At 72.4% G+C, this 16,075-nt stretch carries 12 protein-coding genes; 6 read left to right on the forward strand and 6 right to left on the reverse strand.

Going from position 1 to position 16,075, the window contains the following annotated elements:
* Positions 1 to 90 precede the first annotated feature (90 nt).
* Complete coding sequence (locus tag PKF00_RS16650) at positions 91 to 1,122, reverse strand: GNAT family N-acetyltransferase (RefSeq protein ID WP_271218428.1); 1,032 nt, start codon at positions 1,120 to 1,122, stop codon at positions 91 to 93.
* Between the two features lie 166 nt (positions 1,123 to 1,288).
* Here PKF00_RS16650 and PKF00_RS16655 point away from each other — a divergent pair, with 166 nt between their 5' ends.
* Positions 1,289 to 2,689 (forward strand): NAD(P)/FAD-dependent oxidoreductase, encoded by a 1,401-nt coding sequence (locus PKF00_RS16655; protein WP_271218429.1) that lies wholly within the window; start codon positions 1,289 to 1,291, stop codon positions 2,687 to 2,689.
* 80 nt (positions 2,690 to 2,769) lie between these two features.
* Complete coding sequence (locus tag PKF00_RS16660; protein WP_271218430.1) at positions 2,770 to 4,383, forward strand: amidohydrolase; 1,614 nt, start codon at positions 2,770 to 2,772, stop codon at positions 4,381 to 4,383.
* A 425-nt stretch (positions 4,384 to 4,808) separates the two neighbouring features.
* Here the strand turns inward: PKF00_RS16660 and PKF00_RS16665 are convergent, their stop codons facing one another.
* Positions 4,809 to 6,185 carry a helix-turn-helix domain-containing protein gene (locus tag PKF00_RS16665; protein WP_271218431.1) on the reverse strand — a complete coding sequence of 459 codons (1,377 nt, stop codon included), beginning with the start codon at positions 6,183 to 6,185 and terminating at the stop codon, positions 4,809 to 4,811.
* A gap of 248 nt (positions 6,186 to 6,433) precedes the next feature.
* Here PKF00_RS16665 and PKF00_RS16670 point away from each other — a divergent pair, with 248 nt between their 5' ends.
* The 3 genes from PKF00_RS16670 to PKF00_RS16680 all read left to right on the forward strand — a co-directional run bounded on the left by PKF00_RS16670 (position 6,434) and on the right by PKF00_RS16680 (position 11,689).
* On the forward strand, positions 6,434 to 7,036 hold the full coding sequence (locus PKF00_RS16670; protein ID WP_271218432.1) for an ATP-binding protein: 603 nt from the start codon (positions 6,434 to 6,436) through the stop codon (positions 7,034 to 7,036).
* Positions 7,037 to 7,151: 115 nt separating this feature from the next.
* On the forward strand, positions 7,152 to 8,480 hold the full coding sequence (locus PKF00_RS16675) for an SWIM zinc finger family protein (RefSeq protein WP_271218433.1): 1,329 nt from the start codon (positions 7,152 to 7,154) through the stop codon (positions 8,478 to 8,480).
* Positions 8,477 to 11,689 carry a DUF6493 family protein gene (locus tag PKF00_RS16680; RefSeq protein WP_271218434.1) on the forward strand — a complete coding sequence of 1,071 codons (3,213 nt, stop codon included), beginning with the start codon at positions 8,477 to 8,479 and terminating at the stop codon, positions 11,687 to 11,689. Before PKF00_RS16675 ends, PKF00_RS16680 begins: the two co-directional genes overlap by 4 nt.
* Here PKF00_RS16680 and PKF00_RS16685 read toward each other — a convergent pair.
* Positions 11,659 to 11,901 carry a hypothetical protein gene (locus PKF00_RS16685; protein ID WP_271218435.1) on the reverse strand — a complete coding sequence of 81 codons (243 nt, stop codon included), beginning with the start codon at positions 11,899 to 11,901 and terminating at the stop codon, positions 11,659 to 11,661. The genes PKF00_RS16680 and PKF00_RS16685 overlap by 31 nt on opposite strands.
* A gap of 167 nt (positions 11,902 to 12,068) precedes the next feature.
* Here PKF00_RS16685 and PKF00_RS16690 point away from each other — a divergent pair, with 167 nt between their 5' ends.
* Positions 12,069 to 12,473, forward strand: a complete 405-nt coding sequence (locus PKF00_RS16690) for a transposase (protein WP_271218436.1) — start codon at positions 12,069 to 12,071, stop codon at positions 12,471 to 12,473.
* 255 nt (positions 12,474 to 12,728) lie between these two features.
* Here the strand turns inward: PKF00_RS16690 and PKF00_RS16695 are convergent, their stop codons facing one another.
* From PKF00_RS16695 to PKF00_RS16705, 3 genes are all read right to left on the reverse strand, one after another.
* Entirely contained in the window at positions 12,729 to 13,481 is a 753-nt protein-coding gene (locus tag PKF00_RS16695) for a class I SAM-dependent methyltransferase (protein WP_271218437.1), read from the reverse strand.
* Between the two features lie 251 nt (positions 13,482 to 13,732).
* Positions 13,733 to 14,902 (reverse strand): UDP-N-acetylglucosamine--N-acetylmuramyl-(pentapeptide) pyrophosphoryl-undecaprenol N-acetylglucosamine transferase, encoded by a 1,170-nt coding sequence (locus PKF00_RS16700; protein ID WP_271218438.1) that lies wholly within the window; start codon positions 14,900 to 14,902, stop codon positions 13,733 to 13,735.
* 324 nt (positions 14,903 to 15,226) lie between these two features.
* Positions 15,227 to 15,967 carry an SDR family NAD(P)-dependent oxidoreductase gene (locus tag PKF00_RS16705; RefSeq protein WP_271218439.1) on the reverse strand — a complete coding sequence of 247 codons (741 nt, stop codon included), beginning with the start codon at positions 15,965 to 15,967 and terminating at the stop codon, positions 15,227 to 15,229.
* Positions 15,968 to 16,075: the final 108 nt, after the last annotated feature.

Consider the following 16,075-nt stretch of genomic DNA (forward strand, 5'->3'; position numbering starts at 1 on the left):
ATCGAACGCAGGCTGGACGCCCTGGGGGCGCCGCCGGATCCGGAGACGCCCGGCGGGACGTCCTGAGGGGGCTCCGGACAGAGGCGGGGGTCAGCTCGGGCAGGCGGCCACCAGCGCGCCCACGGCCAGCCTCGCCTCCACCACACCGGGGTCCTCGGTGTACCCCAGGGTCGCGCCCAGCGAGGTCAGCAACCTGCGCATGCGGACGTTGTCGGCCAGCAGACTGGCCCTGACCTCGGCGAACCCCAGGTCGCGGGCCTCGGAGACGACCATCCTGGCCAGCGCGGCGCCCAGCCCCATGCCCTGCCAGCGGTCCTCGACGAGGAAAGCCATCTCGGCGATTCCCGGGTCGGGGGTGAACATCAGGTTGGCCATGGCGATGACCTGGCCGTCGTGACCGGCGACCAGCGAGTTGCCCCGGCTCCGGTCGCAGAGCCGGTCGAAGGCGCGGGGCGGCAGCGCGGGCATCGCGGTGAAGTAGCGGAAGCGGCGGGCCTCGGGCGAGCAGCGGTCGTGCAGGTCGCGGACCGCCTCGCGGTAGAGCCGCGTGAGCGGGCGGATCTGGGTCTCGGTGCCGTCCGACAGCTTGACGACCCGGTCGCCGCCGACCGGCTGGGGCGCGGGCTGGGCCAGCCGTACGAAGGAGGCGGCCCTGGCGGCCTCGGTCAGCGTGAAGGGCAGATCGGCCCGGCGCAGCCGGATGGAACGGCGCGGAGCGACCGGCACGGTCAGCAGCGTCGGATCCGGAAGATCACTCATGTCAGAACCGTAGACCCAGCGGGCGTCGTCGGCGCGCAGCAACTCCCCGAGCAGTTCGGGAAGCCGCCAGGGCATCGCGCGCAGCCGGGAGGCGAGCAGGAGCGCGCGGGTCGGCTCGTCGGTCAGCTCGTGGGCGGTGGCCGCGACGACCTGGACCTGGCGGCCGCCCGCCGCCTCCAGCGCCTCGCGCACCGCCTCGGGGCCCGCGGGGATGTCTGCGACGAACTCGTCGACGGTGCCGTCGGTGTTGGACTGGACGCTCAGGCCCAGGATGTTGCCGCCCTTTTCCGCGAGTGCGGCGGCCAGCGAGGCCAGCCGTCCCGGACGCTCGTCAACCGTGGTGCGAATCCTCAGAAACCCCATCAGAACACTCCCTCCGTCAAGCACAGCCTGGCGCGCGGCTGTTACGGGACTGCTACACGGGAGTGAGATCATCGTTACGTCACGAAAGGTGGCCGATGATGCTTTTGTGCAACGGTTTCCGTTGGAAGGTGTGCCGTAACTGACGGATATAGCAGGATATGTGCCCATGAGCACGCGTGTTCCCCTGTCCAGGGATTTCGTCAACGGGGACGTCTCCTTCTGGTATCGCTCCCTCGGCCTTCCCCCGGCGGGCGAACCCCTCGGCGGCGACCGTGACGCCGACGTGGCGATCGTCGGCGCGGGCTACACCGGGCTGTGGACCGCCTACTACCTGAAGAAGGCCGACCCGGGCCTGCGGGTGGTCGTGCTGGAGAAGGAGTTCGCCGGTTACGGCGCGTCGGGACGCAACGGCGGCTGGCTGGTCGGCGAGCTCGCGGGCACCCCCGAGCGCTACGCCAGGACGCACGGCGTGGACGCGGCCAAGCGGCTGCAGCGGGTGATGTTCGAGGCGATCGACGAGGTCGTGTCCGTCGCCGAGAAGGAGGGCGTCGACGCCGACATCGTCAAGGGCGGCGTCACCACGGTCGCGACCAACGCCGCCCAGGACCGGCGGCTGCGCGAGCTCCTCGCCCACGAGCGGCACTGGGGCTGGACCGAGGAGGACGTCAGGCTGCTCGACCCGGCCGAGCGGGAGGGCCGCCTGCGGGTCGACGGCGCGGTCAGCGCGATCTGGAGCCCGCACTGCGCCCGGATCCAGCCGGCCAAGCTGGCCCGTGGCCTGGCGCGGACCGTACGGGACCTCGGGGTCGAGATCTTCGAGCGCACCCCGGTCACCGAGATCGCCCCGCGCGAGGCCCGCACGCCGTACGGGACCGTCCGCGCCGAGTACGTCATCCGGGCGACGGAGGGCTTCACCGCCGGGCTGAGGCAGTACCACCGGGCCTGGCTGCCGATGAACAGTTCGATGATCGTCACCGAGCCGCTGGGCGACCTGTGGGACGCGATCGGGTGGGAGGGCTGCGAGCTGCTCGGCGACATGGCGCACTACTACATGTACGCCCAGCGCACCGCCGACGGCCGGATCGCGTTCGGCGGGCGCGGCAAGCCCTACCTGTACGGCTCGCGCGTGGACGACAGGGGCCACACCCACACCTGGACGATCGAGGCGCTGTGGGAGCTGCTGACCGGCATGTTCCCCGCGGTCAGGGCCTCCAGGGTGGCGCACGCCTGGTCCGGGGTGCTCGGCGTGCCGCGCGACTGGTGCGCGACCGTGCACGTCGACCACGCCACCGGCGTCGGCTGGGCGGGCGGCTACACGGGCCACGGGGTGACGACCACGAACCTGGCGGGCCGCACGCTGCGCGACCTGATCCTGCGCGAGGACACGGAGCTGGCCTCGCTGCCCTGGGTGGGCCGCAGGGTGCGAGGCTGGGAGGTGGAGCCCCTGCGGTGGATCGGGGTGCACGCCATGTACGACCTGTACCGCCGCGCCGACGCCAGGGAGAAAGCGGGCCTGGACCGTACCTCCGTCCTGGCCCGCGTCGCCGACTCCATCACCGGACGCTGAGTCCGAGGACATCACCGCACATCGAGGAGAGCCATGATCCATCTGTCCGACGCCTCCGCCCGCACGCCGGTGGGGGTCAGGTGAACGACATCCTGTTCCGCGGCGGCCGGGCGTTCCTGGCCGCCGGAGCCTTCGCCGAGGCGGTGCTCGTCCGCGAGGGCCGCATCGCCGCCGTGGGGTCGGAGACCGAGGTCGTACGGCGCGCGGCCCCCGGCCACGACACCGTGGACCTCGGCGGCGGCCTGCTGATCCCCGGCATCACCGACTCCCACATGCACCCGGTGATGGCGGGCCTGGAACGGGCCAGGTGCGATCTGTCGCAGGTCAGCGGCCTGCCGGCGTACCTGGAGCGGATCGTCGCCTACGCCGAGGCCCATCCGGACCGCGAGTGGGTCGACGGCGGCGGCTGGGACATGGCGGCCTTCCCCGGCGGCCTCCCGCACCGCTCGCAGCTCGACTTCCTCGACCGGCCCGCCTACATCATCCAGCGCGACCACCACGCGGCCTGGGTCAACAGCGCGGCGCTGCGGCGCGCGGGCGTCACCCGCGACACCCCCGACCCCGCCGACGGCAGGATCGAGCGCGATCCGGACGGCACCCCGAGCGGCGTGCTGCACGAGGGCGCGATGGACCTGGTCGGCCTGCTCACCCCGCGCCCCACGGCGCAGGACCTCACCGACGCGCTGCTCGACGCCCAGAACCACCTGTTCTCCCTGGGGATCACCGGCTGGCAGGACGCCATCGTCGGCTCGTACGCGGGTTCCGACGACCAGCTGCCCACCTACGTCTCGGCGGCCGCCTCCGGCAGGCTGAGGGCCAGGGTCGTCGGCGCGCTGTGGTGGGACCGCACGCGCGGCGCCGAGCAGATCCCCGAGCTGCTCGAGCGCCGAAGGTCGGCCGAGAACCTGGAACGGTTCCGCGCCACCTCCGTGAAGATCATGCAGGACGGCATCACCGAGAACTTCACCGCCGCGGTGATCGAGCCCTACTGCCGCTGCGGCGGCACGGGCCTGTCCTACGTGGACCCCGCGCTGCTGAAGGGGTACGTCGCCGAGCTGGACCGGCACGGCTTCCAGGTGCACTTCCACGCGATCGGCGAACGCGCGGTCCGGGAGGCGCTCGACAGCTTCGAGGGAACCGACCCGGCCAACCGCCACCACATCGCGCACCTGCAGATCGTCGAGCCGTCCGACGTGCCGCGTTTCGCCGCCCTGGGCGTGACCGCCAACCTGCAGCCGCTGTGGGCCACCCACCAGCCCCAGATGGACGAGCTGACGATCCCGTTCCTGGGCGAGGAGCGCGCGTCCTGGCAGTACCCCTTCGCCGACCTGCTGCGCACGGGCGCCCGCCTCTGCGCGGGCAGCGACTGGCCGGTCTCGACCGCCGACCCCTTCCAGGGCATGCACGTGGCCGTCAACCGCACGGAGCCGGGCGGCTCGGCCCACGCGGACTACCCGACCGCCCAGACCCCGTTCCTGCCCGGCCAGAGCCTGGACCTGGCCGCCGTGCTGACGGCCTACACGGCGGGCTCGGCCCGGATCAACCACGACGACGAGGCGGGGACCATCACCCCCGGCAACCGCGCCGACCTGGTCGTCCTCGACCGCGACCCGTTCGCCGAACCGGCCGCCGAGATCTGGCGCACCCGGGTGGCGGCGACCTTCGTCGGCGGCGAGGAGGTCTACCGCCGCTGACCGGGTCACCCCGCCGAAGAACGAGGCGGCGACCCCACACCTTCACCGGATTCGGAGTCTCCGGGACCCTTCACCGCTCCCAGAGTCTTCCGGCTCCCACCATGCCCGAGGCCTTCGAACCCCCTCACCGGGTTCGAAGCCTCCGGCACCCCTCACGATGCTCGGAGCCTCCCGGAACTCCTCACCATGCCCAAGGCCTCCGGCCCCCTCACCCGGTTCGAAGCCTTCCGAACCCCCTCGCCACACCCGAGGCCTCCGAACCCTTCACCATGCCCGAGGCCTCCGAACCCCCTCAGCACGCCCGAGGCCCGGCCCCTCTCACCGGCTTTGGAGCCTTTCGGGACGCCGGTACGGCGAGCGGGGACGTGGACCTGATCGGCGTCGATGAACGGTGAGGAGCCCGGTGAAGGTCGGCGGTCGCCGCGCTAGGAGGCGAGCTCGCCGTCCAGATGGGCGCGGAACTCCCTGACCTGGATGGTCGTGCCGTACGGCTCCAGTTTGGCGGAGAACTTCCGCAGGCGGTCGACCGAGCGGGCGGAGGTCAGCGACCTGGCCATGGGGATCGCGGCCCGCGCCGCGTCGACGGCCTGTTCCACCTCGCCCATGCAGAGGTATGCCTCGGCGGCGTTCACTTGGTTGAGCTGGGCGGCGCGAGGCCGCTTTCCCACGAAGGCCCGCACCGCCAGTTCAGCGCAGTCGGCCGCCTTCCGGTGGTCGCCGAGCAGCTTCCAGCACCTGCTCATCCGGCCTGTCAGCTCCGGCTCGTCCTCCCAGGCGACCCAGGCGGGATCGCGGTCGGTGTGCCCTTGAGCGTAGGCCCGCTCGGCCTCGACGAGCAGCCGCTCGACCCGCTTGGCGCTGTGCCTGTCGCCAGTCTCGGCTGGCCGGGTCTGGAGAGCCGTCGCCCGTGCCTCGTCGACCAGCAGCATCGCCATGACGCGGGGCGGCGCCTCGGCCCGACGGGCGGTGTCGACGGCGGCACGGGCCAGCCAGACCGCCTGTGCCCCCTGCTTCAGATGGATCGCCTGGTGCGTCATGGTCGCGAGCACCCAGGCGCCGGTCAGCGGGTCATTCCCGATCTTCGCCAAGGTGAGCGCCTGACCGAAGTAATGCTGGGCCTGGCCGTGGTGGTTGAGGTCGAAGGCGGTCCAGCCCGCCATCTGGGTCATCCCGGCCGCCGCCGTCATCAGCTCGGCCCCGACCTTCTCGTCGTAGCGCCCGCGCAGCAGCGGGGCGACGGCGGTGTTGAGGTAGTCGACCACGGCCGGGCGCACCAGCCCCGCTCCGAACTGATGATCCATCTGCTCAAAGGCCTGCCGCGCCTCGACGACCCGCCGGACGTCGGAGAGACCGACCGCCGCACCCGACCCCTGGTAAGCCGCCGACGTCTCCGAGGTGCCGTAGCTCCACGCCGACAGCCAGCTCCCAAAAGCCCCGGGCACGAACGGGAGCGCGGCCAGCAGATGACGCCGGTCCGGATCCACGTCACACCTCCACAGTCGCTCGGCCGTCTTGACCGTAGCCGCGAGCGAGAGGTCGCTGAAGTCCGGAAGCAGCCAGGCTTGGGTGTCGACGGGGGCTCTTCCCTCTACCCACCGCTCGACCTCGGCCGGGTGGACGCCGAACACCTCGGCCATCCGCGCCCGGTAGACCGGGCGGATCTCCTGCCGCCCCCGCTCCCACCGGCTCCACGTCGTCGGCGACACCCACAGCGCCTCCGCCATGGCGTCCTGGCTCATCCCCATCCGCTTGCGGGCGCGCACCAGCTCAGGCCGTCCCTCACCGTGCACCGTGTCATCCATGACCACCTCCGTCACACATCGCTTCCGCACGTGAACCGATTGTCACCGGGCACGCCCCACTCCTCCACCCGCCAGAGGAAACGACCGGGAAACGACCACCTGGCACGATGATCCACGCGACGGCCGACGCGGACCGTCCGCGCCTCGCTCTCCACAGCGAACGGCGACGCCCGCCCAGGGCCCTCGCCGTCGACCGTCCGGTCGCGTCTGCTGTCGACCACAGTCACCGACAGCGATGGAGCGAGCACATGCGGCCACCCCCCTACGGTCCTGCGAACCCGTTCGGCGTCCGCGTGGAGCGCCTGGACGACTCCACCCGCAGGACAGGACTTCCGGGGAAAGGCAGGGGCGACGTCCACATGCTGGTCAGGCTCCTGCGGCCCGGGACGGTCTCCCGCCGCGCCCGCGCCGTCGTGCGCGAGGTGCTCCAGGCCGAGGGGATCTCCGGAGACGGGATCGCCGACGCCGAGACCGTCGTGGCCGAGCTCGCGGCCAACTGCGAGCGGCACGCGCGCCCGCCGTACGAGATCCGCGTCTTCAGCCTGTTCGGCATCCCCACCTGGTGCGAGCTGGTCGACTGCTCCCCCGACCTCGGCTGGATTCCCGCCGTCCTGGACCTGCCTCGCGCCCATCCGCCGCTGGACCTGTTCGCCGAGAACGGCCGGGGTCTGACGCTGGTCCGCGAACTGTCCCTGGGGCACTGCCGGGCCTACCCGACGACGACCTTCACCACCGACGCCCCCGCCAAGGCCGTGGCCTTCGCCCTCCCCACCCGCTCGGGCGCCCGCATGACCTGCCCGCCCCTGCTGCGCCTGGGCCGCCGCTCGGCCCGCCTCCGGCTGGAGCCGTGAGCCCGAGGGAATTCGACCACCGGCATCGGTCCCGATCTTTCCGGGGTCGTGGATCGCGCGAGCCCTCGACATCTGCCGCGCCGGTTTGTCGGTGGAGTGATCTAACGTCCCGGCCATGACTTCAGCGACGCAGGCGTACACGTACGCCGCGCCCTCCTCCCTTGTCGACGGTCGTCTCGGATTGGCGACCTCCGGCGGTCGTGCCCTGTCCGGCCCGGCCGTGGCCCCCCGGTTCTTCAGCGGCGTGGTGACCCAGGCGGCCCCCGCCGCGGCGGCCCTGCTCGGCGTCGCCGACGTGGCGCTGGCCCGCTACCACCAACCGCAGGCGCGGCCCGGCTGGGTGCGCGACCCGGTGGTGACGTGCAATGGAGACCGGTTGCGGTTCGAGTCGTTCTCGGCGTGTGGCGGGGTGTACGCCCGGCTTGATCTGCTGAACGGCGCGCTCGACGGCGAGGTGTTCGACCGGGGCACCACCAACGTCGACGTGAACGCGCCGCTCCGGGAGGCGCTGGCGCGCATCGGCGCGCGTGACCCGTTGCACCTGGGGGTCGGGCTCGACGAGCTGGTCGTGACCACGATGGACGGCGCGGTGGTGGAGAAGAAGGTGCCGCTGCCCGAGCGCTGGCTACGCGGCTTCGCCGAGGTGCAGGTCATCGCCTCGGGCATGGACCAGCGCGGCGAGCTGACCGGCATGGCGGCGGTGCGGTTCCTGCGCGGGCTGCCCAAGAAGGGCACGGTGTGGGTGGCGCAGGCGGGGCGGGAGCTGAAGGTCTCCCACCGTCAGGTTCCAGGCTCGGTCCAGCTCGCCGGCCCCAACCGGCTCGGCACCCTCCTGCCGCTGCTGCGCTTCGCGAAGTCCCTCCGGGTGTACGGCCCGGCCGACGCCGCCTCCAGCGCCTGGGAGCTGGAGCTCCCCGGCATGCGCTACACGCTCACCCTCTCGCCCGAGCGCTGGCGCGGCTTCTCCGGCGAGGGCGCGGTGCTCGACGACCTGGCCACCGACGAGGCCGAGAACGACGCCGACGTGGTGGGCATGCTGCTCAACTTCGAGCCCGAGGTCGAGATCGGCCTGCTGGCCGACCGCGCGGGCATGCCCGCCGACCGGGTGCGGGCCGCGCTGACGCAGCTCGGCGTCGCCGGCCGGGTCGGCTACGACCTGTCTGAGGCCGCCCACTTCCACCGTGAGCTGCCCTATGACAAGGACAACGTGATCCTGCTCAACCCGCGGCTGGCCAAGGCGCGCAAGCTCGTCGACGCGGGCGCCGTGCGCCTCGAAGGCGAGTTGGCCACCGTCCACACCTCGGGCGGCGCGCGCCGGGTCTCGCTGACCGACGGATCCTGCACCTGTGAGTGGTGGTGGGACCATCGCGGCTCCCGTGGGCCGTGCAAACACGTGCTGGCCGCCCGGATCGTCGCTCGCGCCGCCGTGGAGGTCTCCCGATGACCCTCTGGACGGAGATCTGTGATCTGGTCACCCGCAACCAGGTCACCCGCCTGGCCGACCGCCTGGTCACGCTCACCGAGGAGGAGCGCGCCGAGCTGGGCGGGCGGTTGCCCGGCCTCGTCAAGGAGCTGCGCCGTGTCCGCACCGAGCAGGTGCGCGCCCATCATCCCGACGACTTCGAGGAGATGGCCTCCTGGGAGGTCGGCGACCTGCTCGACAGACTGGCCGACGCGCTGCTGCTGACCGGTGTCGGCGTCATCACCGGCCCGGCGGCCGCGGTGACGTGGATGACCGGTCGCGACGTCAACCGCCGCTGGGCCGAGGACCCCGACGTCGCCCAGGTCTGCCGGGTGGCGGCCACCCGCCCCCGGGAGTGGCGTCGTGATGTCGCGGTCCGGCTGGCCCAGCGGGTGCGCCGTCCCGCCGACCGCATCGCGCCGCTGGCCGTGGCGCTGCTGCGTGAGTCCGGCGCCGTGCCGCCCGACCATGACCCGCTGGTGGCCGCCTGGCTGGCCGCGCCGAGCGTGGCCGCTGACCCGCTGACCCCCGTGCTGCTGCCTCGGGTCTTCGACGCCGACGGCGCGGGCCGCGCCCTCCGTGACGAACGGCTGGAGCCCCGGCCGACCCGCTGGCTGGCCGCCGCCGCCCGCGAGCTGCCCAGGGAGCAGGTGCTCGATGGCTGCGTGAGCCGTTTCCTGCGCGGCGGCGAGGCGCAGGACCTGCGGTTCTTCGTCCGGCTGCACATGCTCCTCGACCCCAAGCCCGCGGAGTCCGCGCCCCGCCTGCGTGACTACCTGCGGTTGTTGCCGTCGGCTCCGGGCACGGTCGCCGAGCTGGCCGCCGGGCAGGTGCGCGGGGCGATGCCACTCGACCACGCCGACCTGGTCGAGGCGGTCGACGCGCTCACCTTCCGGGACGAGGCCAAGCTCGCCGCCACGGGCCTGCGCTGGCTCGACCAGGCGATCCGGGCCACGCCCGAGGCGGCCGCCGATTTCGTGACCGCGCTGACCACGGCGTACGCGCACAAGTCCTTCGACGTGCGCAACCGCGCGGCCGAGCTGACCCTGAAATACGCCGACCTGTTCGCCGACCACACCGAGGCGATCCTCGACGGCGTCCGCCACCTCCCCGCCGACCTGGGCGCGAAGCTGGCCGAGCGGTTCGGCGGGGAGACTCCGGTCGAGGAACTGCTGGAGCAGAAGGAGTTCCCGCCGCTGCCCGAGCTGCCGGAGGCGCGGCGGTTCCCCGAGCCGTCGATCTCCCCCGACCACCACGAGCGTTGGATCGGCCAGGAGCGCTGGCTGGCGGCCTTCGTCGCCGGGATCGCCGACGACCGGGCGGAACTGCGCCGCAGGCTCAAGCCTCACGTCGAGCAGGACCAGGGTTACCGGCGGTCCGGGGACGTGCGCCTCGACCCCGACGACTGGCAGTCGGCGCTGTCCGCCGAGCTCGTCACTCCCGGGAGCGTGCCGGAGCTGCCGCCGATCGAACCGGAGAAGTTCTGGGACGACGCGAGCCACTCCGTGGGAGTACGCGCCCTCACCCGCGGCGAGGAGCCCGCCCCGGAGCCGAGGCCCCGGCGGATCACGGTGGGCGGCGTCTACCGGCCTGGCCGCTACCTCGACGACGACGCCCCGCTGCGCGCCTTCTTCATCACCTGGACCAGCGACGACGGCCCGGACGGGGCGGTGGCCCACGAGGGCGACCGGCGGATCCCCTTCGCCAGGGGCCGGATCCACCTGTACGGCTCCCCCGCCGACGTCGAGCAGCCGCGGCATCTCGGCACCGACGACGAGGACGAGGAGATCCACGACGACAGACTGCCGGATCGTCTCCGCCCGGTGCGGACGAGGCCTGGCGTCTTGTACGACGACTCCGTGGAGGCCATGCCGTCCTTCATCCTCGACCACGCCTACGAGCGCATGGCCGAGCTCGGCGTGGATCCTGCCCGGATCGCGGCGATGCGGGCAGGGAAGCAGGTACCCCCGCCAGGCCCAAGCGAGCCGCTCGTGGAGGTGACCGTCGTCTTCGTCCCACCCCGGCTGCGTTCCTTCATGCGTAAGGAGTTGCCCGAGCACGACGAGTGGCGGCGGCGCAACCGGCTGCCCCACCCCAATCGCGTCTCCCCGCCCCACGATTTCCTGCTGCACCGCTACGCGGAACTCGCCGAGGCCCTCCGGAACGGCGCCCTGCCACCCGTGTTGCTGGCCACGCCGACCTGGATGAGCGGCCACCTCGACCCCGACGTGCTGGTCGACCGGCTGGAGACCTGCGCCGCCGCCGGGGTGGAGCCGCCCCCGGCCGACCTGGCGCAGGCGCTGCTGCGGTTGCCCGGGGGCAGCCACCAGGCCGCGGCCGACCGGGCCGCCAAGGTCGACTCGGAGGCGGCGCGCTCGGCCGCCCGCTGGTTCGCCGGTGACGGCATGGCCGACCCCGAGTGCGGCCACGTGTGGCGCCACATGGTCGACGCGTCCATGGTCGAGTTCGGCGACGGCGAACCAGAGCACTTCACCGAGGTCAGACTGCAGCCGGTGTTGCGGGTGACGGCCCCGACCGGCCATCGGCTGATCGACGAGGTGCTGCTGCGTCAGCCGTTCGATTGGACGGTCGACGAGTCCGGCAACATGGCCCGGGCGTGGCCCGCCATGCTGCCCTCGCACCGCGAGGTCGTGGCCGTCAACCTCCTGCCCTTCCTGCTGCGCGGCTACTACTGGGGCGCGTGGGTGACGCCCACGGAGATCACCGGTCTGGAGATCGCCCAGGGCCCGATGGGCGAGTCCACGGCGGTGATCCTCGCCTTTCTCCTGGCCGACAGCGTCCCCGGCATGATCCCGCTGGTCCTGAGCATGGCCGCCAGGGGCGAGCTGCCCGCCGAGGCGATCGGCCGCCAGCTCGCGCTGGTGCTGCGCCGCACCTGGCGGGAGACCCGCCCCGCCATCGCGGCCCTGACCGAGCTGGCCGACGCCGGAGGCCACCACGAGGTGTGGCGCATCCTGCGCGCTCTGCTGCCCGGGATGTTGCCGGGCGAGGGGCGGCGCATCACCGTGACCCACGCCGAACTCGTCGCCTTCGCCGCCGACGTGGCACGCTGGACCGGCGCGCGCGGGGAGATCCCGATCGTCGCCGAGTTCGCGCGCAGCCGCCGGACGATCCGCTTCGTCCACGAGTGCAAGCGCCTTCACGCCCAGCTCACCGGAGTCACGTCATGACCCTTGAACGGGGCGCCCTCGTAGGTCCACCGGTAGGGCCTCGCGGTCTCGTCGTGCTCGACTGCGTACGCCTCCAGCTTCTCGATCAGATCGTCACGGCCGGCGAAGCCGCCGTGTCGCAGGACACGGCGGGTCAGGGTGGAGGACAGTTCGACGACGCTCCTCCACGAACTTCCGCGGAGCGGCACCAGCCCCTGCCGCACGGAACCCATCTCGATGAGACGAAGCTCGTCAGGGTGGATCTGCGGACCGAAATCGGTCAGCCGTGTCCTCCGTGACCTGGAACCTTCCACATCGCCGCTGACGGCGGCGACACGCCGTCGACGTCCTGGCGCTGTCCGGTGGATCCGCGGGCCCCGATGGTGTAGATGATGTGATCGTGGAGAACGGGCTGAAGCGTCATGATCTGACCGAGGACGAGTGGGTACGGCTGGCACCGCTGTTACCCGCCCAGTCCCGGCGGGGACAGCGATGGGCCGACCACCGAATGATCATCAACGGAGTGTTCTTCCGGAACAGGGCCGACTGTTCCTGGCGTGCCCTGCCGGAGATCTACGGCAGGTGGAAGACGGTCTACAACCGCCACCGCCGCTGGTCGGCGGACGGCACCTGGGAAGCGATCCTGGAGGCGTTGAGAGCGGACGACGACACGACCGGGGAGCCCGGCCTGCTCGACCACGCCACCGCCACCACCGCCGGACCCCTCTGCGGCTCCTCCGGCAGTCGGCCGACTCCGCGCCAGGACATCCGCCCCGGGAAGATGTTCGAGCTCTCGAACTGGTGATCGGGGAGCGCCACCCGCCTCCGTGATCCGTCCGCACCTGCGAGCCCGCCTCCTACGGCGATCCGACGCCGTGCCGCAACAGCCGCAGCAACCGTCGCGCGTGCGGGACTCGGTGTCAGGGCCGACGGCACGTGCGGCAGTGTGACCTACGAGGACACGGTCTCTCGCGGCGAGCAGGGCTGGCGCATCGGCCACCGCAGGGTCCTCGCCCGGCGGGCTCCCCTGGGCGCCGGGCGGGCCGGCGGGGCGATCCCGTCAGCGTGAGCGCGCGACCAGCGCGAAACGGTGGCTGCGCGCCCTCAGCGGCCTGCCCCGCCGCATGTTCTCGTGCAGGGCGCGCAGGCGATCGGCGTACCTTTCCACGTCGAACCCGGGAGCCTGCCAGGGGGTGATCCGCAGGAACAGCACCAGGGCCCCGATGTCGCGGAACTCCGCGGGGACATGAGCCTCGGCGCTCCAGACGACGTCCAGTCCGGCGTCGGCGATCCGGGGGGAGGCGGAGGCCAGATCCCAGTCACGGTAGTCGTGCCACGGCGCCCCCAGAGCCTGGTTGAGCTCCTCGACGTCCCGTCCGCCGACCTGCTGCGTGACGAAGACGCCTCCCGGGGCGAGAACGCGCCAGATCTCCCGGGGGTCGTAGGACTCGTGCCGGTTGACGACGAGGTCGAACGAGCCGTCGGGGAACGGCAGCACGTCGTCCTCGCCGATCTCGGCGACCTCGACGCCCAACGGCTCCAGGCGTCGCCTGGCGACGGGGACGTTGGGTTCGTAGCCCTCGGTGGCCGCGGTCCTGGGCGGCAGCGGGGCCAGCGACGCCAGGAACTCGCCGCCTCCCGTGCCGAGGTCGAGCAACGCCTCCGCCCGCGGCAGCCGTTCCCGCACGAGCCGCTCGTAGCTCCACGGCGGGTCCTCCTCGACGAAACGCCCCTCGAACACGCCGAAGTCCCACCCCTCGAACGGGGTCGTCAGCGCCTCGGCGATCAGGTCGTCGTACTCTACGGCCCCCACGCGCCCCACCGTCTCCCGTTGCCGGCCGGTTCCACTCGTCCAGGACAGCCATGACCGCCTCGCGGCGGTCGGTCGTCCGTCCCCGCTCTCCGGATGTTCGACGACATACGGATCAGCGTACGGCGCACCAGGAGGACCGGATTCGCCGAACCGCAGGACCTGCGACGGCTGTCGGCGCACCTGGCGGGTGAACGCCTCGTTCCCCGAGCGGACCCGCGCGCCCGAGCAGGCCGTACGTCTTCACCGGCCGGTCAGCCGATCCGGTCGACGTCCGCCTCCTGGAGGACGACCTGGGCCAGGGCGTCGGCGGCGTCGAGACGGCCGAGGGACCTGGCGGCCTTGGCCATGGTGACGCGGGCCTGCGAGTCGGCGAGCAGGGCGTCGAGTTCGGCGAGGAGCTGCTCCGGGGCCGGCCCGGATTCGAGGAGTGCCCTGGCGGCCCCCGCCTCGACCAGGTAACGGGCGTTCTGGCGCTGTTCGTCTCCCGCCGACGGGATCAGGGGGATCAGGACGGACGGCTTGCCGATCGCGGTCAGCTCGGCGACGGTGCCCGCGCCGCTGCGGGAGACGACGATGTCGGCGGCGGCGAACACGTGGGCCAGTTCCTCGCCGACGTAGGAGACCGGCTGGTAACGCCCCGCCAGCTCAGGGGGAAGGCCGGCGGCGATCCCCGTGAGCCTGTCGAGCCAGTCGGGGCCGCACTGGTGGAGCACCTGCGCCCGGCCGAGCAGCGAGGGCAGGATCGCCTCGACCATGGTGTTGATCTGGCGGCTCCCCTGGGCGCCGCCGGTCACGTAGACGAGGGGAAGCTCGGGCGAGAAACGGAAGTGCCAGCGCCCCGACGGGGCGTTGCCGTTCAGCAGGTGGGGACGGACGGGGTTGCCGGTGACGACGGCCCGTTCCCGCGCCGAGGCGGGCAGATGCTCGACCGAGGAGGGGTGGGTGAGCGCGATCCGGGTGGCGAAGCGCGCCAGGATGCGGTTGGCCAGGCCGAGCGCGGTGATCTGCTCGTGCATCACCAGCGGACGGCCGAGCAGCCGGGAGGCGAGCCCCAGCGGCACGCACACGTATCCTCCGGTGGACAGCACCACGTCGGGACGGTACTTGGCGGCGACGCCGAAGGCCTGCAGGACGCCGACGGGGATCCGGAACATGTCGGCGAGGTTGGTCAACAGCTCGCGGGGGCTGGGCGAGCGCCGAAGCTTGCCCGCCTTGATCACCCGGAACGGGATGTCGTGCTCGGCCGCGATGCGGGCCTCCAGGCCGTTCGCCGTACCCACCCAGAGCACGTCGAGGTCGAGTCCGCGGGCGGCGGCCTGCTCGCGGACGGCCGCGACGGTGGTCAGCGCGGGGTAGGTGTGACCGCCGGTCCCGCCTCCGGTGACGAGCATCCGCAGCGGGCGACGGTTTCCGGCGTTCATGTGTGCGTGTCCTTCCAGCGTTGCGGTCATCGGTGTCCTCGGCCGCACCGACGTGTTCGGCGGCCTCGCACGCTACCCGGAGTCCCGATGGAGATCCAATTCATCGGAGGCGCCGCCGCCGCCCGTCACGCGGGGACGGAGGCCGGAGGGCGTCCTCCTGTCACGCGTGACAGACGACCGCCCCGCCCTCGTCTCGGGCTCCCAGGAGCACCGGAAACGATATTCGGCTTCAGGCCCGCACAGCAGCTTATCTTCCCGTTTTACCCGAACCTCCCCTTCGCTTTCCCCGTCGGCGGCGCGCCCGCCGTCGTACGGTCCTGTCGCTCACGCCGCGAAGCCGCCGTCCACGGCGATGGCCGCGCCGGTGACGAAGGCCCCTCCCTCGCCCGCCAGGTGGACCACCATGGCGGCGACGTCGCCGACCGTGCCGTAGCGGCCGACCGCCGCGAAGGCCTTCTCCGCCTCGGCGTCGGGGCCGTCCGCGGGGTTCATCTCGGTGTCGGTCGAGCCGGGGTGGACGACGTTGGCGGTGATGCCGCGCGGGCCGAGGTCACGGGCCAGCCCCTTGGTCAGCCCGTTGAGCGCCGCCTTGCTCATCGCGTACAGGGTGAATCCGGGGTAGGGCACGCGCTCGGCGAGGCTGCTGCCGATGCTGATGATCCGGCCGCCCGCGCCCATGTGCCGAGCGGCCGCCTGCGAGGTCAGGAAGGCCGCCCGGGTGTGGACGGCCAGTGTGTGGTCGACCTCCTCGATCGTGGCCTGCTCCAACGGCCCGTAGTGGAGCACGCCCGCGTTGTTGACCAGGACGTCGATGCGGCCGAACTCCGCCACGGTGCGCTCGACCGCGTGGGCCGCGGAGGCGGGGTCCGCGGCGTCGGCCTCGATCGCCAGGCCGCCCCGGCCCAGGGCCCGGATCTCGGCCACGACGTCCCGCGCCCGGTCGGCCGAGCGCGCGTAGGTGAGCGCCACGTCGGCGCCCGCCTCGGCGAGCCGCAGGGCGACGGCCGCGCCGATGCCGCGGCTGCCGCCGGTGACCAGCGCCGTCCTGCCCGCGAGTGATGACATGGGAACCTCCGTGAATGTGAACGCGCACGTGGGCGTGAGCGTGGATACGATCATGAACATGGAGACGGACGTCGACGCGAGATCCGGAAGCGCCTCTGATGGCCGCAC

It is taken from the genome of Streptosporangium carneum, assembly GCF_027922005.1.
Classification (GTDB): domain Bacteria; phylum Actinomycetota; class Actinomycetes; order Streptosporangiales; family Streptosporangiaceae; genus Streptosporangium; species Streptosporangium carneum.

Excerpts from the sequence above, each read along its gene's own strand:
- PKF00_RS16685 (WP_271218435.1), bottom strand. The coding sequence starts at position 11,901 with ATGGGTTCCGTGCGGCAGGGGCTGGTGCCGCTCCGCGGAAGTTCGTGG.
- PKF00_RS16655 (WP_271218429.1), top strand. The coding sequence starts at position 1,289 with ATGAGCACGCGTGTTCCCCTGTCCAGGGATTTCGTCAACGGGGACGTC.
- PKF00_RS16670 (WP_271218432.1), top strand. The coding sequence starts at position 6,434 with ATGCGGCCACCCCCCTACGGTCCTGCGAACCCGTTCGGCGTCCGCGTG.
- PKF00_RS16680 (WP_271218434.1), top strand. The coding sequence starts at position 8,477 with ATGACCCTCTGGACGGAGATCTGTGATCTGGTCACCCGCAACCAGGTC.
- PKF00_RS16675 (WP_271218433.1), top strand. The coding sequence starts at position 7,152 with ATGACTTCAGCGACGCAGGCGTACACGTACGCCGCGCCCTCCTCCCTT.
- PKF00_RS16700 (WP_271218438.1), bottom strand. The coding sequence starts at position 14,902 with ATGAACGCCGGAAACCGTCGCCCGCTGCGGATGCTCGTCACCGGAGGC.
- PKF00_RS16705 (WP_271218439.1), bottom strand. The coding sequence starts at position 15,967 with ATGTCATCACTCGCGGGCAGGACGGCGCTGGTCACCGGCGGCAGCCGC.
- PKF00_RS16650 (WP_271218428.1), bottom strand. The coding sequence starts at position 1,122 with ATGGGGTTTCTGAGGATTCGCACCACGGTTGACGAGCGTCCGGGACGG.
- PKF00_RS16665 (WP_271218431.1), bottom strand. The coding sequence starts at position 6,185 with ATGGATGACACGGTGCACGGTGAGGGACGGCCTGAGCTGGTGCGCGCC.